The following is a 21,126-nucleotide window of genomic DNA, read 5'->3' on the forward strand; positions in this document are numbered from 1 at the left end:
TGGAGTACTGCACATGAGCAATGAAAAGTACGAAAAAGGCCTGCAGATCCGCACCCAGGTACTGGGCGAGGACTACGTCAACCGCTCGATCCAGAACGCCGACGACTTCACAAAGCCGTTGCAGGAGCTGGTCACCGAATACTGCTGGGGCCACGTCTGGGGCCGCGAAGGCTTGTCGCTCAAAGAGCGCAGCATGATAAACTTGGCCATGATTTCCGCGCTCAACCGGCCCCACGAGCTCAAGCTGCACATTCGCGGCGCCTTGCGTAATGGCCTGAGCCGTGAACAGATTCGCGAGATCCTGCTCCAGGTCGGCATTTATTGCGGCGTGCCCGCGGCGGTGGACAGTTTCCGCCTGGCCCGCGAAGCGTTCGCTGAAGCCGATGCGGAGTCAACCCGTTAACACCGGGCTGTTCGAACCCACGCAAGGAGCACCCAAGGTTCGTGGTGCTGTTGCGGTTGCGGCCGGGCAGCCTCTTTAAGAGCGCACTTGATGAAACGCCAGCCACTCGACGACAGCTTCAAGGTCAATCGCAACCCCGTTACCCTGCGCGAAATCGTGCTCGACAAGCTGCGCGCCGCGATCATGAACTTCCACCTGCTGCCAGGCGACCGCCTGGTCGAGCGCGACCTCTGCGACCGCCTCGGCGTCAGCCGCACCTCGGTGCGTGAAGCCCTGCGCCACCTGGAGTCCGAAGGCCTGGTGGAGTTCGCCGACGCCAAGGGCCCGCGCGTGGCCATCATCACCCTGGAAGACGCCCGCGACATCTACGAGCTGCGCTGCGTGCTCGAAGGCCTGATCGTGCAGCTGTTCACCCTCAACGCCAAGGCCAAGGACATCCGCGCCCTGGAGCGCGCGCTGGAGGTCAACCGCGAAGCCCTCGAGGAAGGCGAACTGCAACAGGTGCTGGACTCGGTACAAGGTTTCTACGATGTGCTGCTGGAAGGCTCCGGCAACCAGGTGGCCGCCCAGCAGCTGCGCCAGTTGCAGGCGCGCATCAGCTACCTGCGCGCCACCTCGGTGTCGCAGGAGAACCGCCGCGGCGCCAGCAACCGCGAAATGGAAAAGATCGTCGAGGCGATCAAGAGCGGCGACCCGCTGGTTGCCCACCAGGCCTCGGTTGACCACGTCCGCGCCGCCGCCAAGGTGGCCCTGGACTACCTGCGCCAGAAGCAGGATGACAACGTCAAGGTGCGCGAGATGGTTGAGCCCCTGGCCTTGAAGGACCCACGCATATAAGCCACCCACAGGCCACCGATCATGCCCAACGCCCCGCGCTACTGCCCGCACTGCACCATGGAACTGGCCCGGGGCGTTCCCACAGGCGACACCCACGAACGCCTGCACTGCACCGGCTGCGGCTACATCCACTACATCAACCCGAAGATCATCGCCGGCTGCATCATCGAGCGTGATGGCAAGTACCTGCTGTGCCAGCGCGCCATCCCGCCGCGCCCCGGCACCTGGACCTTGCCGGCCGGGTTCATGGAGGCCGGCGAGACCACCGAGCAGGCGGCCTTGCGCGAGGTCTGGGAAGAAAGCGGCGTACGCGCCGAAATCGTCTCGCCGTACTCGATCTTCAGCGTCCCGAAGATAAGCGAGGTCTATATCATCTTCCGCGCCATCGCCACCGAGGAAACCGGGCAGTACGGGGCGGAAACGCTGGCCTACAGGTTCTTCGAGCCCGACGAGATCCCGTGGGACGAAATCTACTATCCGGCAATCCGGCAGATTCTCGAGCGCTATATCCTCGAGCGGCAAGCCGGGGTTTATGGCATCTACATGGGCAATGACGACACTGGCAAGGTGCACTTCATTCGCTAGCTTGTACCGGCCCTATCGCCGGCAAGGCAGCTCCCACCTGGACCGCATCGACTTCGAGTCATGTGCAGTCCTGTGGGAGCTGGCTTGCCGGCGATAGGGCCGGTACAGCCACCAAAAATTCTCGCCAAACGTCTATTCTGGATGCACCCTTCAGGCCTTACGCAAAAGGACCAGCAGAGCACATGGCAAAATGGCTAGACGGCGGCGGTCTGATGGCCGAGCGCATCCGCAACCACGATTGGGCCGCCACCCCGCTGGGCCCGCTGGAGTACTGGCCCGACCCGCTGAAAACCAGCCTGGCGCTGTGCCTGGCCTCGCGCTTTCCGCAAGCCGTGCTCTGGGGCCCTGACCTGCTCACCCTGCACAACGACGCTTTCTCACAGATTCTCGGGCAGAAGCCCTCGGCATTGGGCATCCCCTTCCGCGCCGTGTGGCAGGAGGCCTGGGCCGACATCGGCCACATGGCCAACCGCGCCCTGGCCGGCGAGGCGGTGTACATCGAAGACTTCCCGCTCGTCATCGACCGCAACGGCGGCCCCGAACGGGCCTATTTCACCTTCTGCTACAGCCCCATCCGCGACCACGACGGCAAGGTCCTGGGCATGCTGGATACAGTCACCGAAACCACCGCCAGCGTGCTCGCCAACCAGCGCCTGAGGTTCCTCGACGACCTGGGCCGTGCCGTGGCCGACGCTACCGACCCGAACCAGATCCTTGCCACTACCACGCGCATGCTGGTCGAGCACCTGCAACTGTCGAGTTGTGCCTACGCGGTGATGGAGCCAGACGAAGACGGTTTCACCATCTGCGGTGACGCCGTGGCGCCCGGCTCGCCGCATCTGTTGGGCCGCTATCGATTGCAGGATTTTGGCAAGCTGGCGCTCGGCCGCCTGCGCAATGGCCTGCCGTTGGTCATCCAGGACAACCTGAGCGAGCTGTCCCCGGAGGAAGCTGCCACCTTCCAGGCCATCGGCATTACCGCGACCATTTGCATGCCCCTGATCAAAGGCGGCCGACTGACCGCGCTGATGGCCATCCACGACAAGGTGCCACGGGAGTGGACCCACTATGAACAGACGCTGATCAGTGAAGTCACCGAGCGCTGCTGGGCGCATATCCAGCGGGTACAGGCCCACGCCGAGGTCCGCGAAGCCATGACGGCACTGGAGGCGCTGAATGCCACCCTCGAACAGCGCGTGGATGAACGCACCAGCCAGTTGCTGCACACAGAAGCCGTGCTGCGCCAGACCCAAAAGCTCGAAGCCATTGGCCTACTTACCGGTGGCGTGGCTCATGACTTCAACAACCTGCTGACCATCATTCGCTCGTCGCTGCATTTTCTGCAGCGCCCCAACCTCGATGCACAGCGTCGCGAACGCTATCTCAAGACCATGTCCGACACTGTCGACCGCGGCACCAGGCTGACCGGCCAGTTACTGGCCTTCGCCCGCCGCCAGGCCTTGAGCCCGCAAGTGTTCGAGGCCGGGCCACGGCTAGAGGCCATGGCCGACATGCTCGACACTGCCACCGGTGCGCGGATCCAGGTCGAGCTGCAGTTGCCACAGGCGCCTTGCCATATCCGCGCCGACCTCAATCAACTGGAAACCGCGGTAATCAACCTGATGCTCAACGGCCGCGACGCCATGGCCGGCGAAGGCACCTTGCAGCTGCGCCTGCAGGCTGACCAGTCACTGCCCGCCCTGCGCGGCCAGGCGCCACAGCCGGGCCCGTTCGCGGCGATTTCGGTGAGCGACAGCGGTGTCGGCATTGCCACCGAACTGCTGGAGCGTATCTTCGACCCGTTCTTCACTACCAAGGCACCGGGTGAAGGCACCGGGCTCGGGCTGTCGCAGGTGTTCGGTTTTGCCAGGCAGTCCGGGGGCGATGTGCAGGTGAAAAGTGTGCCGGGCCAGGGCACCACCTTTACCTTGTACCTGCCCCAGGAGCCGCCGCCTGAGGCCTAGCGGTCAACGCCGCCCTTCGGCCAGCATGCGCACGGCCAGGCCCGCCAGCACCGTACCCATCAGCCAGCGCTGAACCTGCTGCCATAGCGGGCGACCGCCGAGGAATACAGCGATCGACCCGGCCATGATCGCGATCAGTGCATTGACCGAAACGCTGATGGCGATCTGCGTCGACCCCAGCACCAGCGACTGCAGCAGCACGCTGCCATGCCCCGGCTCGATGAACTGCGGCATCAACGACAGGTACATGACGGCGATCTTGGGGTTCAGCAGGCTGGTGGCAAAGCCCATGGTGAACAGCCGCCGCGGGCTGTCGGCAGGCAGGTCGCGAACCTGGAACGGCGACCGGCCACCAGGGCGCAGCGCCTGCCAGGCCAGGTACAACAGGTACAGCGCGCCACCGATGCGCAGCGCGTCGTAGGCAAAAGGCACGGCCATCACCAGGGCGGTGATGCCCAGCGCGGCGCAGAACATGTAGATGACGAAGCCCAGGGCCACACCACCCAACGAAATCAGCCCGGCCTTGCGGCCCTGGCAGATCGAGCGGGAGATCAGGTAGATCATGTTCGGCCCTGGGGTCAGGACCATGCCGAGGCAGATCAGGGCGAAGGTGAGCAGTTGCGTGGTTTCGGGCATGGGGCACATCCTGGTTGTGCGTTGAAGTGCTGCGAGTTTATCCGAGGCCATGCATGTCGTCTTTACCCTTGGCTCTCGCCTGCCAGGTTAACGCGGCAACCTGTAGGAGCGGCCAACGCACGCCAGTGAGTCAGCTGATCTGGCCGGCTATCAAGCCCAGGGCCACCGTGATCATCGCCACCCCCGACACCCGCCCGACCAGCTTCGCCGCCCCCGGCCGGGTGCTCAACACGGCTTTGGCGCCATAACCGACCAGCGAGTAGATCACCAACGAGCTGCACAGGTGCACCAGGCCCAGCAGCAAGATCTGCAACGGCACCGGCCAGCTCGACTGCGGGTCGGTGAACTGCGGCAACAACGCCAGGAACAGCAAAAACACTTTCGGGTTCAGGCCACTGACGCAAAACCCTTTCAATGCCCAGCGAGACCCCGACTCCCCCGCACCATCCTGCCCGGCCGCCGGCAAGGCCGGGCTCAGCAGCAGGTTGCCACCCAGCCACAGCAGGTAGCTACACCCCGCCAGGGTCAGCAAGGTCAGCGCCAGCGGGTGGCCGGACAGCAGGCTGCCGACCCCTGCCGCCACCACCAGGGTCGCAAGGAAATGCCCCGACAACATCCCCGCCACCGCGGGCATCACCCAGCGCCCCCGCATGCCGGCCGAAATCGCGTAGGCCCAGTCCGCGCCCGGGGTAATCACGAACAGCATCGACACGGCCCAGAACGCCGTCAGAACACTGAGAGCCACTTGAATCTTCCTTTTTCCACTGCTTTGGGATGACGAAAGATTACGGATTCCGCCGAGGGATTTTCTTTCGTATATTCCTCAACAACCTTCAATTACTGGAAGATCCTTCTCAATGGACAGGACCGATCGAAAAATTCTTGCCGAACTGCAAAAAGATGGTCGGCTATCGGTGACCGAACTGGCCGACCGTGTGGGGCTCAGCCTGTCGCCCTGTCATCGGCGCTTGAAGGCGCTGGAGGAGTCGGGGGCGATTCTTGGCTATCACGCCCGCTTGGCGCCGAGCGCCCTGGGGTTGAACTTTGCCGCGCTGGTATTCGTGACCCTGCGCGAAGTCACTCGCCAGCCGGTAGCGGACTTTGAAGCGGCGCTGGCCGAAATCCCGCAGATCGTCGAGGCGCAGCGGCTGTTTGGCGACCCGGATTACCTGCTGCATGTGGTGGCCAAGGATTTGCCGGCGTTCCAGAAGCTGTATGACGAGCAGCTGACCAGCATTCCCAATGTGAAACGGTTGAGTTCGACGCTGGTGATGAAAGAGGTGATTCAGGATCGGTTGTTGCCGATGTAGCGTTGTCGCCTGTGCCGGCCCTTTCGCGGGTGAACCCGCTCCCACAGGTACTGCGCATGACTTGAAATCAATGCGGTCGAGGTGGGAGCGGGTTTACCCGCGAAAAGGCCGGCACAGGCGACATTTTTATCTGCCCTGCAAACGCGCACGGCGCCCCAGAAAAGCACACCGCTTCTTACCTCCATATTGCCCAAACCCCTCTAGCCCAAGCCCTCCCGCACCCTGGCACCCTCCTTGCTACCGTCGCCCGCTTAACCTTTTGTCAGCCTTAGGTTTTTTAAGGTTTATGGGCACATATTTACTAATTTCTCGTTATCCCCGCGCCCCGCATCATCGCTCCAACAAGAACGCGTCGCCCTTCGCCGGCACGCCCCCGGGCAGCTCCCGATGCCCTACCTTGCCTTGGAGTCAGTCATGACCAGTGCAGCCAATTCGGCACCCCTCATAGAAAAACACACGATCGGCTACGTGCCCCCGCAAGACCGCCATGGAAAGGTAAGGGATCTGTTCACACTGTGGTTCGGCGGCAACATAGCGCCGCTGCCCATCGTCACAGGCGCGCTGGGCGTGCAACTGTTCCACCTGAACCTGGTATGGGGCATCGTCGCCATCCTGGTCGGCCACCTGGTCGGTGGCGTACTGATGGCGCTGCACTCGGCCCAGGGCCCGCAGATGGGCATCCCGCAGATGATCCAGAGCCGCGCCCAGTTCGGCTCGCTCGGCGCGCTGCTGGTGGTGGTGATCGCCGGGGTCATGTACATCGGCTTCTTCGCCTCCAACATTGTCCTCGCCGGCAAGTCGCTGCACGGCGTGGTCGATGCCGTGCCGGTACCGGTGGGCATCGTCATCGGTGCGCTGGGCTCGGGCATCATCGGCATCATCGGCTACCGCTTCATCCACGTGCTCAACCGCATCGGCACCTGGGTGCTGGGTATCGGCATCGTGGTCGGCTTCGGCTACATCTTCAGCCACGTGCAGAGCGACGACTTCCTCACCCGCGGCGGCTTCAACCTGGCCGGCTGGCTGGCCACCGTGTCGCTGGCTGCGCTGTGGCAGATCGCCTTTGCGCCCTACGTGTCGGACTACTCGCGCTACCTGCCGGCGGACGTGAAGGTCAGCTCGACGTTCTGGACTACCTACCTGGGCTCGGCCCTGGGTTCAAGCCTGTCGTTCATCTTCGGCGCCGTGGCGGTGCTGGCGATCCCGGCCGGCATGGACACCATGGATGCAGTCAAGCTGGCCACCGGTACCCTCGGCCCGATCATGCTGGTGCTGTTCCTGCTCAGCGTGATCAGCCACAACGCACTCAACCTGTATGGCGCAGTGCTGTCGATCATCACCCTGGTGCAAACCTTCGCCCACCGCTGGATCCCCACCGCCAAGAGCCGCGCCGTGCTGTCGCTGGTAGTACTGACGGCCTGCTGCGTGGTGGCGGTGTTCGCCTCGGCGGACTTCATCGGCCACTTCGTCGACATGGTGCTGGTTCTGCTGGTGGTGCTGGTGCCGTGGACAGCGATCAACCTGATCGACTTCTATGCCATCCACAAGGGTGACTACGATATCCAGTCGATCTTCCAGGTCGATGGCGGTATCTACGGGCGCTACAACCCGCAGGCGCTGATCGCCTATGCCGTGGGTATCGTGGTGCAGATCCCGTTCATGAACACACCGCTGTATGTCGGGCCTATTTCCGAGCATATCAACGGAGCGGACCTGTCGTGGCTGGTGGGGCTGGTGGTTACTTCGCCGCTTTACTGGTGGCTGGCCAGCCGTGATAGCGCCTACCGTCGCCGGCAGATGAGTGCCAAGGTGGCCATGGGGCACTGATTCAACCAGTGCCGGCCTCTTCGCGGGCTTGCCCGCTCCCACAGGGACACCACAGCCTTCGAGGCCGGTGACATTCCTGTGGGAGCGGGCAAGCCCGCGAAGAGGCCGGTACAGGCAACACATCAATCAGAGGTTGTAGGCCCGCTCATTGTGCTCCGCCAGGTCCAGCCCCTGTTCTTCCTCTTCCCGGCTGGCCCGCAGCCCGATGGTCAGCTTGATCGCCCCCAGAATCGCCCAACTCACCACAAAGCAATACACGAAGGTGAACGCCACCCCCTTCAACTGCACCAATGCCTGCCCGACCGGTGATGCACCCTCCACATAGCCGCCCAACGCAGGCGCGGCAAAGACCCCGGTAAGGATCGCGCCGACCATTCCGCCCACGCCATGCAGGCCGAACACATCCAGGCTGTCGTCATAGCCCAGCGCCTGTTTCAACCGGGTCACGGCAAAGAAGCAGATGGCCCCGGTCAACAACCCGATCACCAGCGCGCCCAGCGGCCCGACAAATGCACAGGCCGGGGTAATCCCGACCAACCCTGCCAAAGCCCCTGAAGCCGCACCCAAGGCCGTCGGCCGACCATGCGCCACCTTCTCGGTCAGCAACCAGCCGACAATCCCCGCACAGGCCGCCACCATGGTCGCCAGCATCACCACCCCTGCCGCCTGGTTGGCCGCGAGCCCCGAGCCGACGTTGAAGCCGAACCAGCCCACCCACAGCAACCCGGCGCCCACCAGGGTGAAACCGAGGTTGTGCGGCGGCATGGCCACCTGCGGGTAGCCCTTGCGCTTGCCCAGCATCAACGCCGCAGCCAGCGCTGCCACGCCGGAGTTGACATGCACGGCGGTACCGCCGGCAAAGTCCAGCACACCCCAGTTGACCATCAACGCCCCCGGCCCGCCCCAGACCATATGCGCGATCGGCGCGTACACCAGCACGAACCAGGCGGCCATGAACAGCAACGAAGCACTGAACTTCATGCGCTCGGCAAAACCACCGGCAATCAACGCCGGGGTAATGATGGCGAAGGTCAGCTGGAACACTGCGAACACGCCTTCGGGGATGGTGCCGACCAGGCTGTCATGGCCGATGTCCAGCATCAGCGCCTTGCCCAGCCCGCCAATGAAGCTGTTGAGGGTCAGCTGGCCCTCGACCATGCCGGTGGTGTCTACCACCAGGCTGTAGCCGAACAGCACCCAGAGAATGCCGATCACCCCGGCAACGGCGAACAGCTGGGTGAATACCGAGAGGAAGTTCTTGGCCCGCACCATGCCACCGTAGAACAGTGCCAGGCCCGGGATGCACATCATCAGCACGAACATCGCGGCGCAGATCATCCAGGCGGTGTTGCCGGTGTCCAGGGTGGGGTCGGCGGCGTGGGCCCGGGTGGTCAGGGCTAACAACATTACAGCGAGGGTGAGGTGCTTCATGGAGTCACTCCTGTGTGAATGGTGGGGGTGCCCTGGGGCTGCCTTGCAGCCCATCGCGACACGAGGCCGCTCCTACAGGGGGCCGCGCAGGCCCAGAGACGCGGTCCCCTGTAGGAGCGGCCTTGTGCCGCGAATGGGCCGCAAAGCGGCCCCAATTACCGATAACTCAGTACTGCGCCTGCCCCGGCACCCAGGCGGTCCCCGCCAACGGCACCCGTGCCATCGCCGCAGCCTCCACGGTCAACGCCACCAGGTCCTCCGGGTCGAGGTTGTGCAAGTGCGACTTGCCACACGCCCGCGCCATGGTCTGCGCCTCCAGCACAAGCACCCGCAGGTAGTTGGCCAGCCGGCGCCCGGCCTCCTCCGGGTTCAGGCGCCTGGCCAGCTCCGGGTCCTGGGTGGTAATGCCGGCCGGGTCGCGGCCGTTCTGCCAGTCGTCATAGAAACCGGCCGCAGAACCGATCTTCTTCAGTTCGGCATCCAGCCGCGGGTGGTTGTCACCCAGCGCGATCAACGCCGCAGTACCAATGGCCACCGCATCAGCCCCGAGGGCCATGGCCTTGGCCACGTCGGCGCCATTGCGAATACCCCCGGAAACGATCAGCTGCACCTTGCGGTGCATGCCCATTTCCTGCAGCGCCTGCACTGCCTGGGGGATGGCCGGCAGGATAGGGATGCCAACGTGTTCGATGAACACTTCCTGAGTCGCGGCGGTACCGCCCTGCATGCCGTCGAGCACGATCACATCGGCACCGGCCTTCACCGCCAGCTTCACGTCGTAGTACGGGCGGCTGGCGCCGATCTTCACGTAGATGGGTTTTTCCCAGTCGGTGATCTCGCGGATCTCGGCAATCTTGATCGCCAGGTCATCCGGCCCGGTCCAGTCCGGGTGGCGACAGGCGCTACGCTGGTCGACGCCGATCGGCAAGGTGCGCATGCCCGCCACCCGCTCGGTCACCTTCATGCCGAGCAGCATGCCGCCACCGCCCGGCTTGGCACCCTGGCCGAGGACGATCTCGATGGCATCGGCCTTGCGCAGGTCGTCGGGGTTCATGCCGTAGCGCGACGGCAGGTACTGGTACACCAGGTGCTGCGACTGGCCGCGTTCCTCCGGGGTCATGCCGCCGTCGCCAGTGGTGGTGCTGGTGCCGGCGATGGTCGCACCACGGCCCAAGGCCTCTTTGGCGTTGGCCGACAGCGCGCCAAAGCTCATGCCGGCGATGGTCACCGGAATTTTCAGGTGGATCGGCTTCTTGGCGAAGCGGGTACCCAGCAGCACATCGGTGCCGCACTTCTCGCGGTAGCCTTCCAGCGGGTAGCGCGACACGCTGGCACCGAGCAGCAGCAGGTCGTCGAAGTGCGGCACGCGGCGCTTGGTGCCGCCGCCGCGGATGTCGTAGATGCCGGTTTCGGCGGCACGCTGGATTTCCTGGATGGTCAGGCGGTCGAAGGTGGCCGACTCACGCAGTACCGGGGGGAATTGCTCGCTCATGGGAATGCTCCTGGATCAGTACGCGCTGGCGTTGTCGACTTTGAAGTTGTACAGCTGGCGAGCCGAGCCGTAGCGTTTGAAATCGGCAGCCTTGTGGTCCAGGCCCGCCTTGTTCAGCAGTTCCTGCAGCTCTTGCAGGTGCTCGGCGCGCATCTCTTTCTCGATGCAGTCCGAACCCAGTGACTGCACCGCACCCTTTACGTAGATGCGCACCTCGTACAGCGAATCGCCCAGCGCATCGCCGGCATCGCCACACACCACCAAACGCCCGGCCTGGCCCATGAAGCAGCTCATGTGGCCGATGCTGCCGCCGACGACGATATCCACGCCCTTCATGGAAATACCGCAGCGCGCGCCGGCATCACCCTCGATCACCAGCAGCCCGCCATGGGCTGTGGCGCCGGCGGCCTGGGAGGCGCTGCCCTTGACCCGCACCGTGCCGGACATCATGTTCTCGGCCACGCCGACACCGACGTTGCCATGCACGGTGACGCTGGCCTGCTGGTTCATGCCGGCGCAGTAGTAGCCGGCGTGGCCTTCGATATCCACGGCCACGGCGGCGTTGATGCCCACGGCCAGGTTGTGCTTGCCGTCGGGGTGGGTCACCCGCCATTCGTGGTCCTGCACCTCACCGTGCAGGGACTGGTTGAGGACACGCACCGAGGTGCTGGAAAGGTCGATCGTATTCATGTGGTTCTCCAGTGGTTCGGTGGCAGGTCAGGCGCTTTCGCGTTCCCAGACGTACAGGGTGGCCGGGGCCGGTTCCCAGACCTTGGCGTTCTCGATGCCCGGCAGGCTGGCCAGTGCCTGGTACTCCGAGGCCATGGCCACGTAGTCGTCGGTCTCGGCCAGCACGGCGGGCTTGCAGGCGATCGGGTCGCGGATCACGGCAAAGCCATTGCGGGTGCCGATGGCGAAGGTGAAGAAGCCGTCCAGGTCTTCCAGGGCGCCATCCAGGGCCTGGGCCAGGCTGTCGCCCTGCTGCAGGCGCCAGGTCAGGTAGCCGGCGGCCACTTCGGTGTCGTTGTCGGTCTCGAAGCTGATGCCTTCGCGCTTGAGCTCCTGGCGCAGGCGGAAGTGGTTGGATAGCGAGCCGTTGTGCACCAGGCACAGGTCGGCGCCGGTGGAGAACGGGTGGCTGCCCTCCATGGTCACGGCGCTTTCGGTGGCCATGCGGGTATGGCCGATGATGTGGCTGCCTTTCATGCCGGCCAGGCCGAAGCGGCTGGAGATTTCCGCCGGCAGGCCCATGCCCTTGAGGATCTCGATGCTCTGCCCGGCGCTCATGATGCGCACGTCAGGGGCCAGTTCGCTCAGGGCCTGGCGGGCCGACGCCTCGCAGGTGTGTACCTTGAGCACGGCAGCGCTGGCGTTCTGGAACCAGTCCAGCGAGCAGCCCAGGCGCCCTTCCAGCTGGCCCATCAGGGCCGCCCAGGGGTAGTTGACGTCAGTGGCCTGAAGGGTCAGCTTGACCCAGCCATCGGCCACTTCGTCGCCGTAGATGGCAAAGCCGGCGCTGTCTGGGCCACGGTCGGTCATGGCTTCGAGCATGGGTTCGAAGAGCTTGCCGAGCTGGGCTTCCAGCTCGGTTTTTTTCAGGTACAGACCTACGATTCCACACATGATGATGCTCCTTACTAGGCAGTGGGCGACCGCTTTCGTGCTGGCTGCCCAAGGGATTGGGGGCGCTCAGAAGAATTCGGTGTAACGCTGGATTTCCCAGTCGGAGACGTGGCGGCAGTATTCCACCCACTCCATGCGCTTGAGCTTGATGAACTCGTCGACGATCTCGGCGCCCAGCACTTCGCGGAACAGCGGGTCGGCCTCCAGGGCGTCGGCGGCTTCCTTCAACGACTGCGGCAAGGTCTTGATGCCACGTGCGGCAATCTCTTCCAGGCTCAGGTTGTAGAGGTTCTCGTTGCACATCTCACCCGGCTCCAGTTGGCGGTCGATGCCATCGAGGCCGGCGGCGATGATCGCGGCGGTGACCAGGTACGGGTTGCAGCCAGCGTCCGGCAGGCGGAACTCCAGGCGACCATAGGGGATGCGCACCATCGCCGAGCGGTTGTTGGCGCCGTAGGCGACAAACGCCGGGGCCCAGGTGGCGCCGGAAAGCGAGCGGCCGACCACCAGGCGCTTGTACGAGTTGACCGTGGGCGCGGCGAAGGCGCACAGCGCCGGGCCATGGGCCAGCAGGCCTGCAGCAAAGTGGTAGGCCAGCTTCGACAGGCCCATGCCGCTGCTGTCGGACGGGTCATGGAACAGGTTCTTGTTGGTACTGCTGGCCAGCGACAGGTGGAAGTGCATGCCATTGCCAGCGCGCTTGGGGTCGGGCTTGGGCATGAACGAGCAGATCATGCCCAGGTCGTTGGCGATCTCGCCGGCGGCCATGCGGAAGAAGGTGAAGCGGTCAGCCGACTCCATGGCGTCGCTGTAGGTGTAGTTGATCTCGAACTGGCCGTTGGCGTCCTCGTGGTCGATCTGGTAGATGTCGAAGCCCACCGGCTGCAAGGCCTCGGTCAGGCGCTCGAGGAACAGCCGCGAACGCGACAGGCCCTTGTAGTCGTAGCACGGCTTGTCGAGGTTGTCGGAGGCATCCACCAGTTGCAGCTTGCCATCCTCGTCGCGGCGGAACAGGCTGAATTCGGGTTCCAGGCCGGTGTTCAGGGTCCAGCCCTTGTCGGCCAGGCGCTGCACCTGCTGCTGCAACACATAACGGCTGTCGTAGGGCCAGGGTTGGCCGTTCACGTGGCCTACGCACACCACCCGGCCGTAGCCGGGCTGCCACGGTACCGGGATCAAGGTGGAAAGGTCGCCGCGGGCCATGAAGTCGGGGCCGTGCGGCTCCATGCCCATACCGCAGATGGCGAACCCGGCAAAGCCGGCGCCCTCCTCGGCCACCATCTTCAGGCCCGAGACCGGCACCGATTTGGTCTTCGCCGAGCCATGGATATCGACGAACTGTGCCAGCACGTATTTGATGCCGTGCTGATCAAGGGTGCGCTGGGTTTCTGCTGGCAACATGGGTTGAACACTCCTGGGCAAGGGGCAATGATTCCGCATGAGAAACTTACTTTCCTCACAGGAATGCAATGGGCTTGCCAACTTTGTTCAGAGTGCAACCTTGTGTTGCCTGTTCGGGCCTCTTCGCGGGCACGCCCGCTCCCACAGAGTTCGCCGCAGAGCCCTGTGGGAGCGGGCGTGCCCGCGAAGAGGCCGGTACGGGCAGCACAAAACCCAAGCAGATTTCCATGCTCCATTTATGGGAAACTTGTTTTCACCCGAGGAAAGATGCAGCCACCGTAGCTGTATTTCGCACTTTCCCAGTGCGAAAACTTTATTCTTGAACTGAAACCGTGCAGGACATTCGATGCCAACCGAAACCGAACCGCGCCTTCGCCTGGAGCAGTATCTGGGCCTGCAGATCAAGCGCCAGCGCCAGGCCCAGTCCCTCAAGCTCGCCGACGTGGCGCGCATCGCTGGCATCAGCCAAGGCATGCTCAGCAAGATCGAGAACGCCCAGGTGTCCACCAGCCTCGACACTCTCAGCCGCCTGTGCGACGTGCTGGGCATGCCGATGGCCAAGCTGTTCAGCCAATATGACCAGCCCGACGGCAATGCCTTGTTGGTGAAAGCCGGTGAAGGGCTGGAGGTGGTGCGCCGCGGTACCGAGAAAGGCCACACCTACCATTTGCTCAATCACGCCAGGGGGCCGAAGAAGAATTTCGAGGCGTACATGGTGACCATGGACGACGCCAGCGAAGAGTTCCCGACCTTCGCCCACCCCGGCACCGAGTTCCTCCACTTGCTGGAGGGTGAACTGGTGTACCGGCACGGCAACCAGCTCTATCACATGCAGGCCGGTGACAGCCTGACCTTCGACGGCGAGACCCCGCACGGCCCCGAGCAGTTGGTGCAAGTGCCCATCCGCCTGTTGTCGATCATGAACTACAGCGACGAGTGACGCGGCGCGCCAGGCACCCGCGGAGAACAGGATGCCAACCGCTGCGCACACTGATGCAGGCGACTAAGCGCCCTCAGGCAGCAGACTGCGATCGAACATGAACGCCCGCTCCCCCTGTGGCGTGTACTGATACAACTGCTGCGGCCGGCCCAGCCTGGGCTGGTTCTTCTCCCCGGTGTCCCTCACCCACCCCAGCTCGCGCAAGCGCTCCAGGCGTTTGCGCAGCGAGGTGTTGTTCACCGCCTGCCCCAGGCACGCCTGCACCGCGCCTAGCGCATCCAGCACAGTGAATTTCTCCGCCAGCAGATACAGCGGCAGGCTGCTGTACACCGTCTTCGCCGCCAGCCGCTCACGGGCGCGCTCCACCAACAGGTTGTGATCAAAGGGCAACAGCACCTTGCGCGCCAATACGCTGTCCAAGTCGAAAAATGCCAGGTGCTCGCCCTCGACGGCCTGCCCGGGTTCGAGCAAAGCCAGGTAATAGGTGCTGAGTGACCATCCACGCGGGTCGCGAAAGGCATTGCCCTCGGTACCTACCTGTTCCATGTAGCACGGTACAACCTGGGTTTTCTCGCGCAGTGCACGCTCGGCAGCAGCTTCCAGGCTGGTGTCGGGGGTGCGGCCATTGACGATCACCCCGGGCAAGGCCCACTGGCCGGCATGCGGTTCACGCTCACGACGGTGCAACAGCACCTGCAGATGCTGAGCTTCGGGGGCCATGCGCAGGGCGACGATATCGACGCTGGCCAGGACTTCGACTGTACTCACGGGGCGACTCCTTGTTCAGCTCACCATAATCCACCAGAGCATCTAAGTAAGGCAAGCAGAAAGCCCGTCTCAAAAGTTGCTTGACACACTTAATACACCAAGTGAATTATGTATCCATTCCAGCGAGGAGAACCGCCATGAAGATCGCCAGTTTCGATGTCGACGCCCAGAACGGCTTCACCAGCAACGTGCCGCAAGAGCTGCCGGTTCCCGAAGGCCATGAAATCGCGGTAGATCTTAATACCATGGCCTTGCGCGCCGACCTGCGCCTGGGCAGCAAGGACGCCCACCCGGCCAACGCCGCCTGGGTAGTCGCCGACCCCGCGCACATGCTGCAGCCCCTGCAGCTGGCCAACGCCGACCTGACCTGGGTCAGCCACTGCGTGCCCGGCACACCCGGCTTCGAGTTGCTGCCCGGCCTGCCGGCCCCCATCGACTATGACTATTTCGTATGGAAAGGCGTCGAGCCCGACCTGCACCCCTACGGCGCCTGCTACCACGACCTGGCCGAACGCCGCTCCACCGGGGTGATCGAGTACCTCAAGGTGCAGCAGATGGGCGCGGTGATCGTCGGTGGCCTGGCCCTGGACTATTGCGTCAGGACCACTGCGCGCCAATTGCGCCAGGCCGGTTTCCAGGTGCTGTTGTACCTGCCGGCCTGCCGCGCCCTCACCCAGGCAGGCGCCATCGAAGCATGTGGCGCCTTGGCCGCCGAGGGCGTGATCCTCTGCGGCGACGAAGCCGCGCTCGACCACCAGCTCTCTCTGATCAAGGAAGACCGCCCATGAGCGACAGCGTTTTCGGCCCACGCATCATCCAGAACCTGCTGGACACCGACTTCTACAAGATCACCATGATGCAGGCGGTGCTGCACAACTACCCCAACGCCGAGGTGGAATGGGAATTCCGCTGCCGTAACGGCGAGAACCTCGCACCTTACCTGGCGGAAATCCGTTACCAGGTAGAGCAACTGGCCGATGTCAGCGTCACGCATGACCAGCTCGCCTACCTGGAGAAGATCCCGTTCATCAAACCGGATTTCATCCGTTTTCTCAGCCTGTTCCGCTTCAACCTGCGCTATGTGCAGGTGGGTCTGGATGATGCCGGGCAACTGGCGATTCGCGTGCGCGGGCCGTGGTTGCACGTGATTCTCTACGAGATCCCGCTGCTGGCGATCATCAGCGAGGTGCGCAACCGCTACCGTTATCGCGAGGTGGTGATCGAGCAGGTCCGCGAGCGCCTGTATCAGAACCTCGACTGGCTGAAGGCCGAGGCCAGCGCCGAAGAACTGGCCGGTTTCCAACTGGCCGACTTCGGCACCCGGCGGCGCTTCTCCTACCGGGTGCAAGAAGAGGTGGTGCACATTCTGAAGCGTGACTTCCCGGGCCGCTTTGTCGGTACCAGCAACGTGCACCTGGCCCGCGAATACCAGCTCAAGCCGATCGGCACCATGGCCCACGAGTGGTTCATGGCTCACCAGCAACTCGGCCCGCGCCTGGTCGACAGCCAGGCTGCCGCGCTGGAATGCTGGGTGCGGGAGTACCGGGGGCTGCTGGGCGTCGCCCTGACCGACTGCATTACCATGGACGCGTTCCTGCGCGACTTCGACCTGTACTTCGCCAAGCTGTTCGATGGCCTGCGGCACGATTCAGGCGATCCGCTGGCCTGGGCGGAAAAGGCCATTGCCCACTATGAGCGGCTGGGGATCGACCCGAAGAGCAAGACCCTGATCTTTTCCGACGGGCTGGACCTTGCCAAGGCGCTGGGGTTGTACCGGGCGTTGCATGAGCGGATCAATGTGAGCTTTGGCATTGGTACCAGGCTGACCTGCGATATCCCGGGCGTGGAGCCGATGAATATCGTGATCAAGATGACGGCCTGCAATGGGGCACCAGTGGCCAAGATTTCCGACAGCCCAGGCAAGACACAGTGCCGGGATGAGAACTTCGTGGCCTATCTGAAGCATGTCTTTCAGGTGGATTGAGGTTGCCTGTGCAGGCCTCTTCGCGGGCTCGCCCGCTCCCACAGGTACCGCACCGCATTCAAGAACCGTGAGAAACCTGTGGGAGCGGGCAAGCCCGCGAAAAGGCCAGCACAATCACCCCACCTCTTGCAGACCAACACACAACTCCAGAAACCGCGCCGCAGCCCGCGACGGGGTGGCTGCATGCGGCACCAGAATGGAAAACCGCCGCACCAACGCCTGCGGCACAACCTGCAACCGCTGCAACGCCCCGTCCTCATGTCGGATCGACATCGCCGACACAAAGCCAATCCCCATCCCGGCTCGCACTGCCTCCTTCACCCCTTCCACGCCAGCAATTTCCAGCGCCACGCGCATCGCCACGCCGCTGCGGGCAAATGCCCGCTCGACGATCTGTCGCACACCCGAGCCGCTCTCGCGCAGCACCAACGGGTAAGCCCCCAGCGACGCCAGTGTCTGCCGATCACTGCCGGCCAGCGGATGACCACGTGGCACGATGGCCACGATCTCGTCTTCCCGCCACGCCGTCACCGCCGTGCCCAATGGCAGCTCCTGCCCAGGCGGCCCTTCGATCAGGGCGATATCGACGCTGTCCAGCGCAGCGACGATTTCTGCCGTATTGCCATTGGAAGTGCTCACCAACACCTCCGGGTAGCGGGCATGGAAATCGGCAATCAGGTAAGGCAGCAGGTAGCTGGCCGGCGTGGTACTGGCGCCGATGCGCAAGGTACCGCGCTCCAGCCCGCGCATGGCCTCGCGTAGTGCCTGGGCCTGACGGAAGGTTTCACGCAGGCGCTCGGCATGGGCCAGCAATTGCTCGCCAGCTGCTGTAAGCCGCACACCACGGCCGGCGCGCTGATACAGCGGCTCGCCAAAGGCCTCCTGCAGCAGTTTGAGCTGGCCAGACACCGCCGGCTGCGACAAGTGCAGGGCTTGGGCCGCATGGCTGATGTTGCCGTGCTCGGCGACGGTGGCGAACGTTATCAGTTGTTCTGGGGTCATGAAGGAAAAATATCAGCTAAACGGATATTTGCCATCCTAAATTACGATTTTTTATAAGCTTATAACCAGACTAACGTAGTCCATGTCGAAACACCTTTCCGGAGGACTCACATGGCCACGGCTCCGTCCAACCCCGCCTTTGCACCTACCCTTTCTACCCGAGCGCGGCTCAATGGCATTCTGTTCGTCGCGCTGTTCGCGCTTGCGGTCACCCAGTTGGCCGCCCTGCCCGCCATCGCCAACCTGGGTATCAGCCCGCTGATCGTCGGTATCGTCGCCGGTGCGCTTTACGGCAATGCACTGCGTGACGGCGTTCCCGCCAGCTGGGCGGCGGGTATCAACTTTTCCGCCCGCGGCCTGCTGCGCATTGCCGTGGCCTTCTTCGGCCTGCGGGTGAGCCTGCAGGAAATAGCCGAAGTCGGCTGGTCCGGGCTCATCGTGTCGTTGCTGGTGGTGTCCAGCACCCTGCTGATCGGCCTGTGGTGCGGCATGAAGCTGTTCAAGCTGGACCGCGATACCGCCTTGCTGACCGCCGCAGGCAGCGCCATCTGCGGCGCCGCTGCGGTTCTGGCCTTCGAGTCGGCCCTGCGCAGCGCACCGCATAAAAGCGCCATGGCGGTTGGTAGCGTGGTGCTGTTCGGCACCCTGTCGATGTTCCTCTACCCATTGGCGATCAATGCCGGCTGGCTGCACCTGGATACCATGGGCGCCGGGCTGTTCCTGGGTGGCACCATTCACGAGGTGGCCCAGGTGGTCGGTGCCGCCAGCAACGTCAGCCCCGAGGCCACGCATATCGCCACCATCGTCAAGATGACCCGTGTGATGCTGCTGGTACCGGTGCTGCTGGTGGTGGGCCTCTGGATCAGCCGCGCGCGCCAGCCGGGCCAGGCACAGGGCAACGGGCGCATCGCCATGCCCTGGTTCGCCTTCGGCTTCCTCGCGCTGGTACTGGTGAACTCGCTGCAGGTGTTGCCGGGTAGCGTGACGCAGGCGGTCAACAGCCTGGATACCTTTGCCCTGACCATGGCCATGACCGCGTTGGGGATGGAGACACGCCTCAGCCAGATTCGCCAGGCCGGGCCGCGGGCGCTGGCAACCGGGGCGATTCTCAACCTCTGGCTGGTGTTTGGTGGCGTGGCGATTACCCTTGGTGTGCAGAAGCTGTTGGGATGACTTGAGACCGAGCCGCCTGCTTCGCGGGTAAACCCGCTCCCACAGGTATTGCGCTGCTTTCAGAACCTGCGCCGTACCTGTGGGAGCGGGTTTACCCGCGAAGCAGGCAGCTCGGTCTGATGAGGTTTTTGTTGCCCCCCCTCGTTGCCGCCCACATTTCTCGGTATGGTGTTGTCAAAGAAGGATGTTTTACCCGCACAGGAAAGACTTAGATGCCTCAACGCCATGTCATCAATGCATCCGTCAGCCCCAAAGGCAGCCTGGAGACGCTGTCACAACGTGAAGTGCAGCAACTGAGTGAAGTCGGTACCGGTAGCCTTTACACCCTGTTCCGCCAGTGCGCCCTGGCCATCCTCAACACCGGCGCCCATGTCGACAATGCCAAGACCATCCTCGAGGCCTATCAGGACTTCGAGGTGCGCATTCATCAACAGGACCGCGGCGTGCGCCTGGAGCTGCTGAATGCCCCGGCAGACGCTTTCGTCGATGGCGAAATGATAGCCAGCACCCGTGAAATGCTGTTCAGCGCCCTGCGCGACATCGTCTACACCGAAAGCGAGCTGGCCAGCCAGCGCATCGACCTGGAAAGCTCCCAGGGCATCACTGATTACGTGTTCCACCTGCTGCGCAACGCTCGCACCCTGCGGCCGGGCGTGGAGCCGAAGATGGTGGTGTGCTGGGGTGGCCATTCGATCAGCAGCGAGGAATACCAGTACACCAAGAAGGTCGGCCACGAGCTGGGCCTGCGCAAGCTGGACGTGTGCACTGGATGCGGCCCGGGTGTGATGAAGGGCCCGATGAAGGGCGCCACCATTGCCCACGCCAAGCAACGCATGCACGGCAGCCGCTACCTGGGCCTGACCGAGCCCGGCATCATCGCCGCCGAAGCACCCAACCCGATCGTCAACGAACTGGTGATCCTGCCGGACATCGAGAAGCGCCTGGAAGCCTTCGTCCGTGTCGGCCACGGCATCATCATCTTCCCGGGCGGTGCCGGCACGGCCGAGGAGTTCCTCTACCTGCTGGGCATCCTCATGCACCCGGACAACCAGGAGCTGCCGTTCCCGGTGGTACTCACCGGGCCGCGCAGCGCCGAGCCGTACCTGCAACAGCTGCACGCATTCGTCGGCGCCACCCTGGGTGAGGCGGCGCATCGCTTGTACGAGATCATCATCGATGACCCGGCGGAAGTTGCCCGATACATGGTCGAAGGGCTCAAGGCGGTGAAGCAGTTCCGCCGCGAGCGCAACGATGCCTTCCATTTCAACTGGCTGCTGAAGATCGAGGAGAGCTTCCAGCGCCCGTTCGACCCGACCCACCAGGCCATGGCCGACCTCGACCTGCGCCGCGAGCTGCCAGCCCACGAACTGGCCGCCAACCTGCGCCGGGCGTTTTCCGGAATTGTCGCCGGCAACGTGAAGGACAAGGGCATCCGCCTGATCGAGGAACACGGGCCGTATCAGATCCGTGGCGACAGCGCCGTGCTGGACCCACTGGGCCGGCTGTTGCAGGCGTTCGTCGACCAGCACCGGATGAAGCTGCCGGGCGGCGCGGCGTATGTACCGTGCTATCAGGTGGTGACCTGATTCGCCATTCTTGCTGAGGCCCCATGGACGGGGCCTGCAGCTATTTGGCTTTTTGGATGTGGGCATTCACATCGAGTAGGCATTCATTCGCGATGGTGGCGCCAAGTCACCTTTCCGCCCTTACGGCGGGTCCCTTAAGTCGCAATCGGCGGCGCCTGAACTAT

20 protein-coding genes are annotated in these 21,126 nt (G+C 63.8%); 11 read left to right on the plus strand and 9 right to left on the minus strand.

From position 1 onward, the window contains the following. Positions 1 to 13: 13 nt before the first annotated feature. The 4 genes from ACK56M_RS17030 (at position 14) to ACK56M_RS17045 (ending at position 3,789) form a co-directional block, all read left to right on the plus strand. The gene (locus ACK56M_RS17030) at positions 14 to 403 is read left to right on the plus strand and encodes a carboxymuconolactone decarboxylase family protein (RefSeq protein ID WP_008100863.1); all 390 of its coding nucleotides are present in this window, start codon (positions 14 to 16) and stop codon (positions 401 to 403) included. Between the two features lie 90 nt (positions 404 to 493). After that, a complete protein-coding gene (locus ACK56M_RS17035; RefSeq protein ID WP_013973031.1) occupies positions 494 to 1,240 on the plus strand; it encodes a GntR family transcriptional regulator in 747 nt (248 codons plus the stop codon). A gap of 21 nt (positions 1,241 to 1,261) precedes the next feature. Further along, complete coding sequence (locus tag ACK56M_RS17040) at positions 1,262 to 1,825, plus strand: NUDIX hydrolase (RefSeq protein ID WP_054572590.1); 564 nt, start codon at positions 1,262 to 1,264, stop codon at positions 1,823 to 1,825. 182 nt (positions 1,826 to 2,007) lie between these two features. Further along, positions 2,008 to 3,789 (plus strand): ATP-binding protein, encoded by a 1,782-nt coding sequence (locus ACK56M_RS17045; protein ID WP_054572591.1) that lies wholly within the window; start codon positions 2,008 to 2,010, stop codon positions 3,787 to 3,789. A gap of 3 nt (positions 3,790 to 3,792) precedes the next feature. On the opposite strand, the gene ACK56M_RS17050 is transcribed toward ACK56M_RS17045, so the two are convergent. After that, positions 3,793 to 4,425 (minus strand): LysE family translocator, encoded by a 633-nt coding sequence (locus ACK56M_RS17050; protein WP_054572592.1) that lies wholly within the window; start codon positions 4,423 to 4,425, stop codon positions 3,793 to 3,795. A gap of 130 nt (positions 4,426 to 4,555) precedes the next feature. Next, positions 4,556 to 5,170: a LysE family translocator gene (locus tag ACK56M_RS17055; protein ID WP_100413460.1), complete on the minus strand. Its 615-nt coding sequence runs from the start codon at positions 5,168 to 5,170 to the stop codon at positions 4,556 to 4,558. Positions 5,171 to 5,282: 112 nt separating this feature from the next. On the opposite strand from ACK56M_RS17055, the gene ACK56M_RS17060 reads away from it, so the two are divergent. Together ACK56M_RS17060 and ACK56M_RS17065 are read left to right on the plus strand one after the other, a co-directional pair. Next, positions 5,283 to 5,735 (plus strand): Lrp/AsnC family transcriptional regulator, encoded by a 453-nt coding sequence (locus tag ACK56M_RS17060; protein WP_015270735.1) that lies wholly within the window; start codon positions 5,283 to 5,285, stop codon positions 5,733 to 5,735. A 414-nt stretch (positions 5,736 to 6,149) separates the two neighbouring features. Beyond that, a complete protein-coding gene (locus ACK56M_RS17065; protein WP_015270736.1) occupies positions 6,150 to 7,562 on the plus strand; it encodes a purine-cytosine permease family protein in 1,413 nt (470 codons plus the stop codon). A gap of 126 nt (positions 7,563 to 7,688) precedes the next feature. Here the strand turns inward: ACK56M_RS17065 and ACK56M_RS17070 are convergent, their stop codons facing one another. From ACK56M_RS17070 to glnT, 5 genes are all read right to left on the minus strand, one after another. Continuing rightward, positions 7,689 to 8,993: an ammonium transporter gene (locus tag ACK56M_RS17070; protein WP_100413459.1), complete on the minus strand. Its 1,305-nt coding sequence runs from the start codon at positions 8,991 to 8,993 to the stop codon at positions 7,689 to 7,691. A 166-nt stretch (positions 8,994 to 9,159) separates the two neighbouring features. Further along, positions 9,160 to 10,485, minus strand: coding sequence for an FMN-binding glutamate synthase family protein (locus ACK56M_RS17075; RefSeq protein WP_013973039.1), 1,326 nt, complete (start codon positions 10,483 to 10,485; stop codon positions 9,160 to 9,162). A gap of 15 nt (positions 10,486 to 10,500) precedes the next feature. Beyond that, positions 10,501 to 11,175: a protein glxC gene (locus ACK56M_RS17080; RefSeq protein ID WP_061303971.1), complete on the minus strand. Its 675-nt coding sequence runs from the start codon at positions 11,173 to 11,175 to the stop codon at positions 10,501 to 10,503. A 27-nt stretch (positions 11,176 to 11,202) separates the two neighbouring features. Next, entirely contained in the window at positions 11,203 to 12,108 is a 906-nt protein-coding gene (locus tag ACK56M_RS17085) for a class II glutamine amidotransferase (RefSeq protein WP_411958804.1), read from the minus strand. A gap of 66 nt (positions 12,109 to 12,174) precedes the next feature. Further along, positions 12,175 to 13,509, minus strand: coding sequence for a type III glutamate--ammonia ligase (glnT, locus tag ACK56M_RS17090; protein WP_015270738.1), 1,335 nt, complete (start codon positions 13,507 to 13,509; stop codon positions 12,175 to 12,177). Positions 13,510 to 13,855: 346 nt separating this feature from the next. On the opposite strand from glnT, the gene ACK56M_RS17095 reads away from it, so the two are divergent. Next, complete coding sequence (locus ACK56M_RS17095; protein WP_015270739.1) at positions 13,856 to 14,449, plus strand: helix-turn-helix domain-containing protein; 594 nt, start codon at positions 13,856 to 13,858, stop codon at positions 14,447 to 14,449. Between the two features lie 63 nt (positions 14,450 to 14,512). On the opposite strand, the gene ACK56M_RS17100 is transcribed toward ACK56M_RS17095, so the two are convergent. Then, entirely contained in the window at positions 14,513 to 15,217 is a 705-nt protein-coding gene (locus tag ACK56M_RS17100; protein ID WP_015270740.1) for an NUDIX hydrolase, read from the minus strand. 137 nt (positions 15,218 to 15,354) lie between these two features. Between ACK56M_RS17100 and ACK56M_RS17105 the strand changes: the two genes are divergently transcribed. Continuing rightward, the gene (locus ACK56M_RS17105) at positions 15,355 to 16,005 is read left to right on the plus strand and encodes an isochorismatase family protein (protein WP_411958805.1); all 651 of its coding nucleotides are present in this window, start codon (positions 15,355 to 15,357) and stop codon (positions 16,003 to 16,005) included. Beyond that, entirely contained in the window at positions 16,002 to 17,201 is a 1,200-nt protein-coding gene (pncB, locus tag ACK56M_RS17110; protein WP_054572593.1) for a nicotinate phosphoribosyltransferase, read from the plus strand. The genes ACK56M_RS17105 and pncB overlap by 4 nt, the downstream gene beginning before the upstream one ends. A 114-nt stretch (positions 17,202 to 17,315) precedes the next feature. Here pncB and ACK56M_RS17115 read toward each other — a convergent pair whose 3' ends face one another. Further along, entirely contained in the window at positions 17,316 to 18,203 is an 888-nt protein-coding gene (locus tag ACK56M_RS17115) for a LysR family transcriptional regulator (protein ID WP_015270743.1), read from the minus strand. Positions 18,204 to 18,314: 111 nt separating this feature from the next. Here ACK56M_RS17115 and ACK56M_RS17120 point away from each other — a divergent pair, with 111 nt between their 5' ends. Both ACK56M_RS17120 and ppnN read left to right on the plus strand, forming a co-directional pair. After that, positions 18,315 to 19,376 carry a YeiH family protein gene (locus ACK56M_RS17120; RefSeq protein ID WP_411958806.1) on the plus strand — a complete coding sequence of 354 codons (1,062 nt, stop codon included), beginning with the start codon at positions 18,315 to 18,317 and terminating at the stop codon, positions 19,374 to 19,376. Positions 19,377 to 19,588: 212 nt separating this feature from the next. Beyond that, complete coding sequence (gene ppnN / locus ACK56M_RS17125) at positions 19,589 to 20,962, plus strand: nucleotide 5'-monophosphate nucleosidase PpnN (protein ID WP_015270745.1); 1,374 nt, start codon at positions 19,589 to 19,591, stop codon at positions 20,960 to 20,962. Positions 20,963 to 21,126: the final 164 nt, after the last annotated feature.

Origin of the sequence: Pseudomonas sp. s4 (genome assembly GCF_046764235.1) — a bacterium.
Classification (GTDB): Bacteria; Pseudomonadota; Gammaproteobacteria; order Pseudomonadales; family Pseudomonadaceae; genus Aquipseudomonas; species Aquipseudomonas asiatica.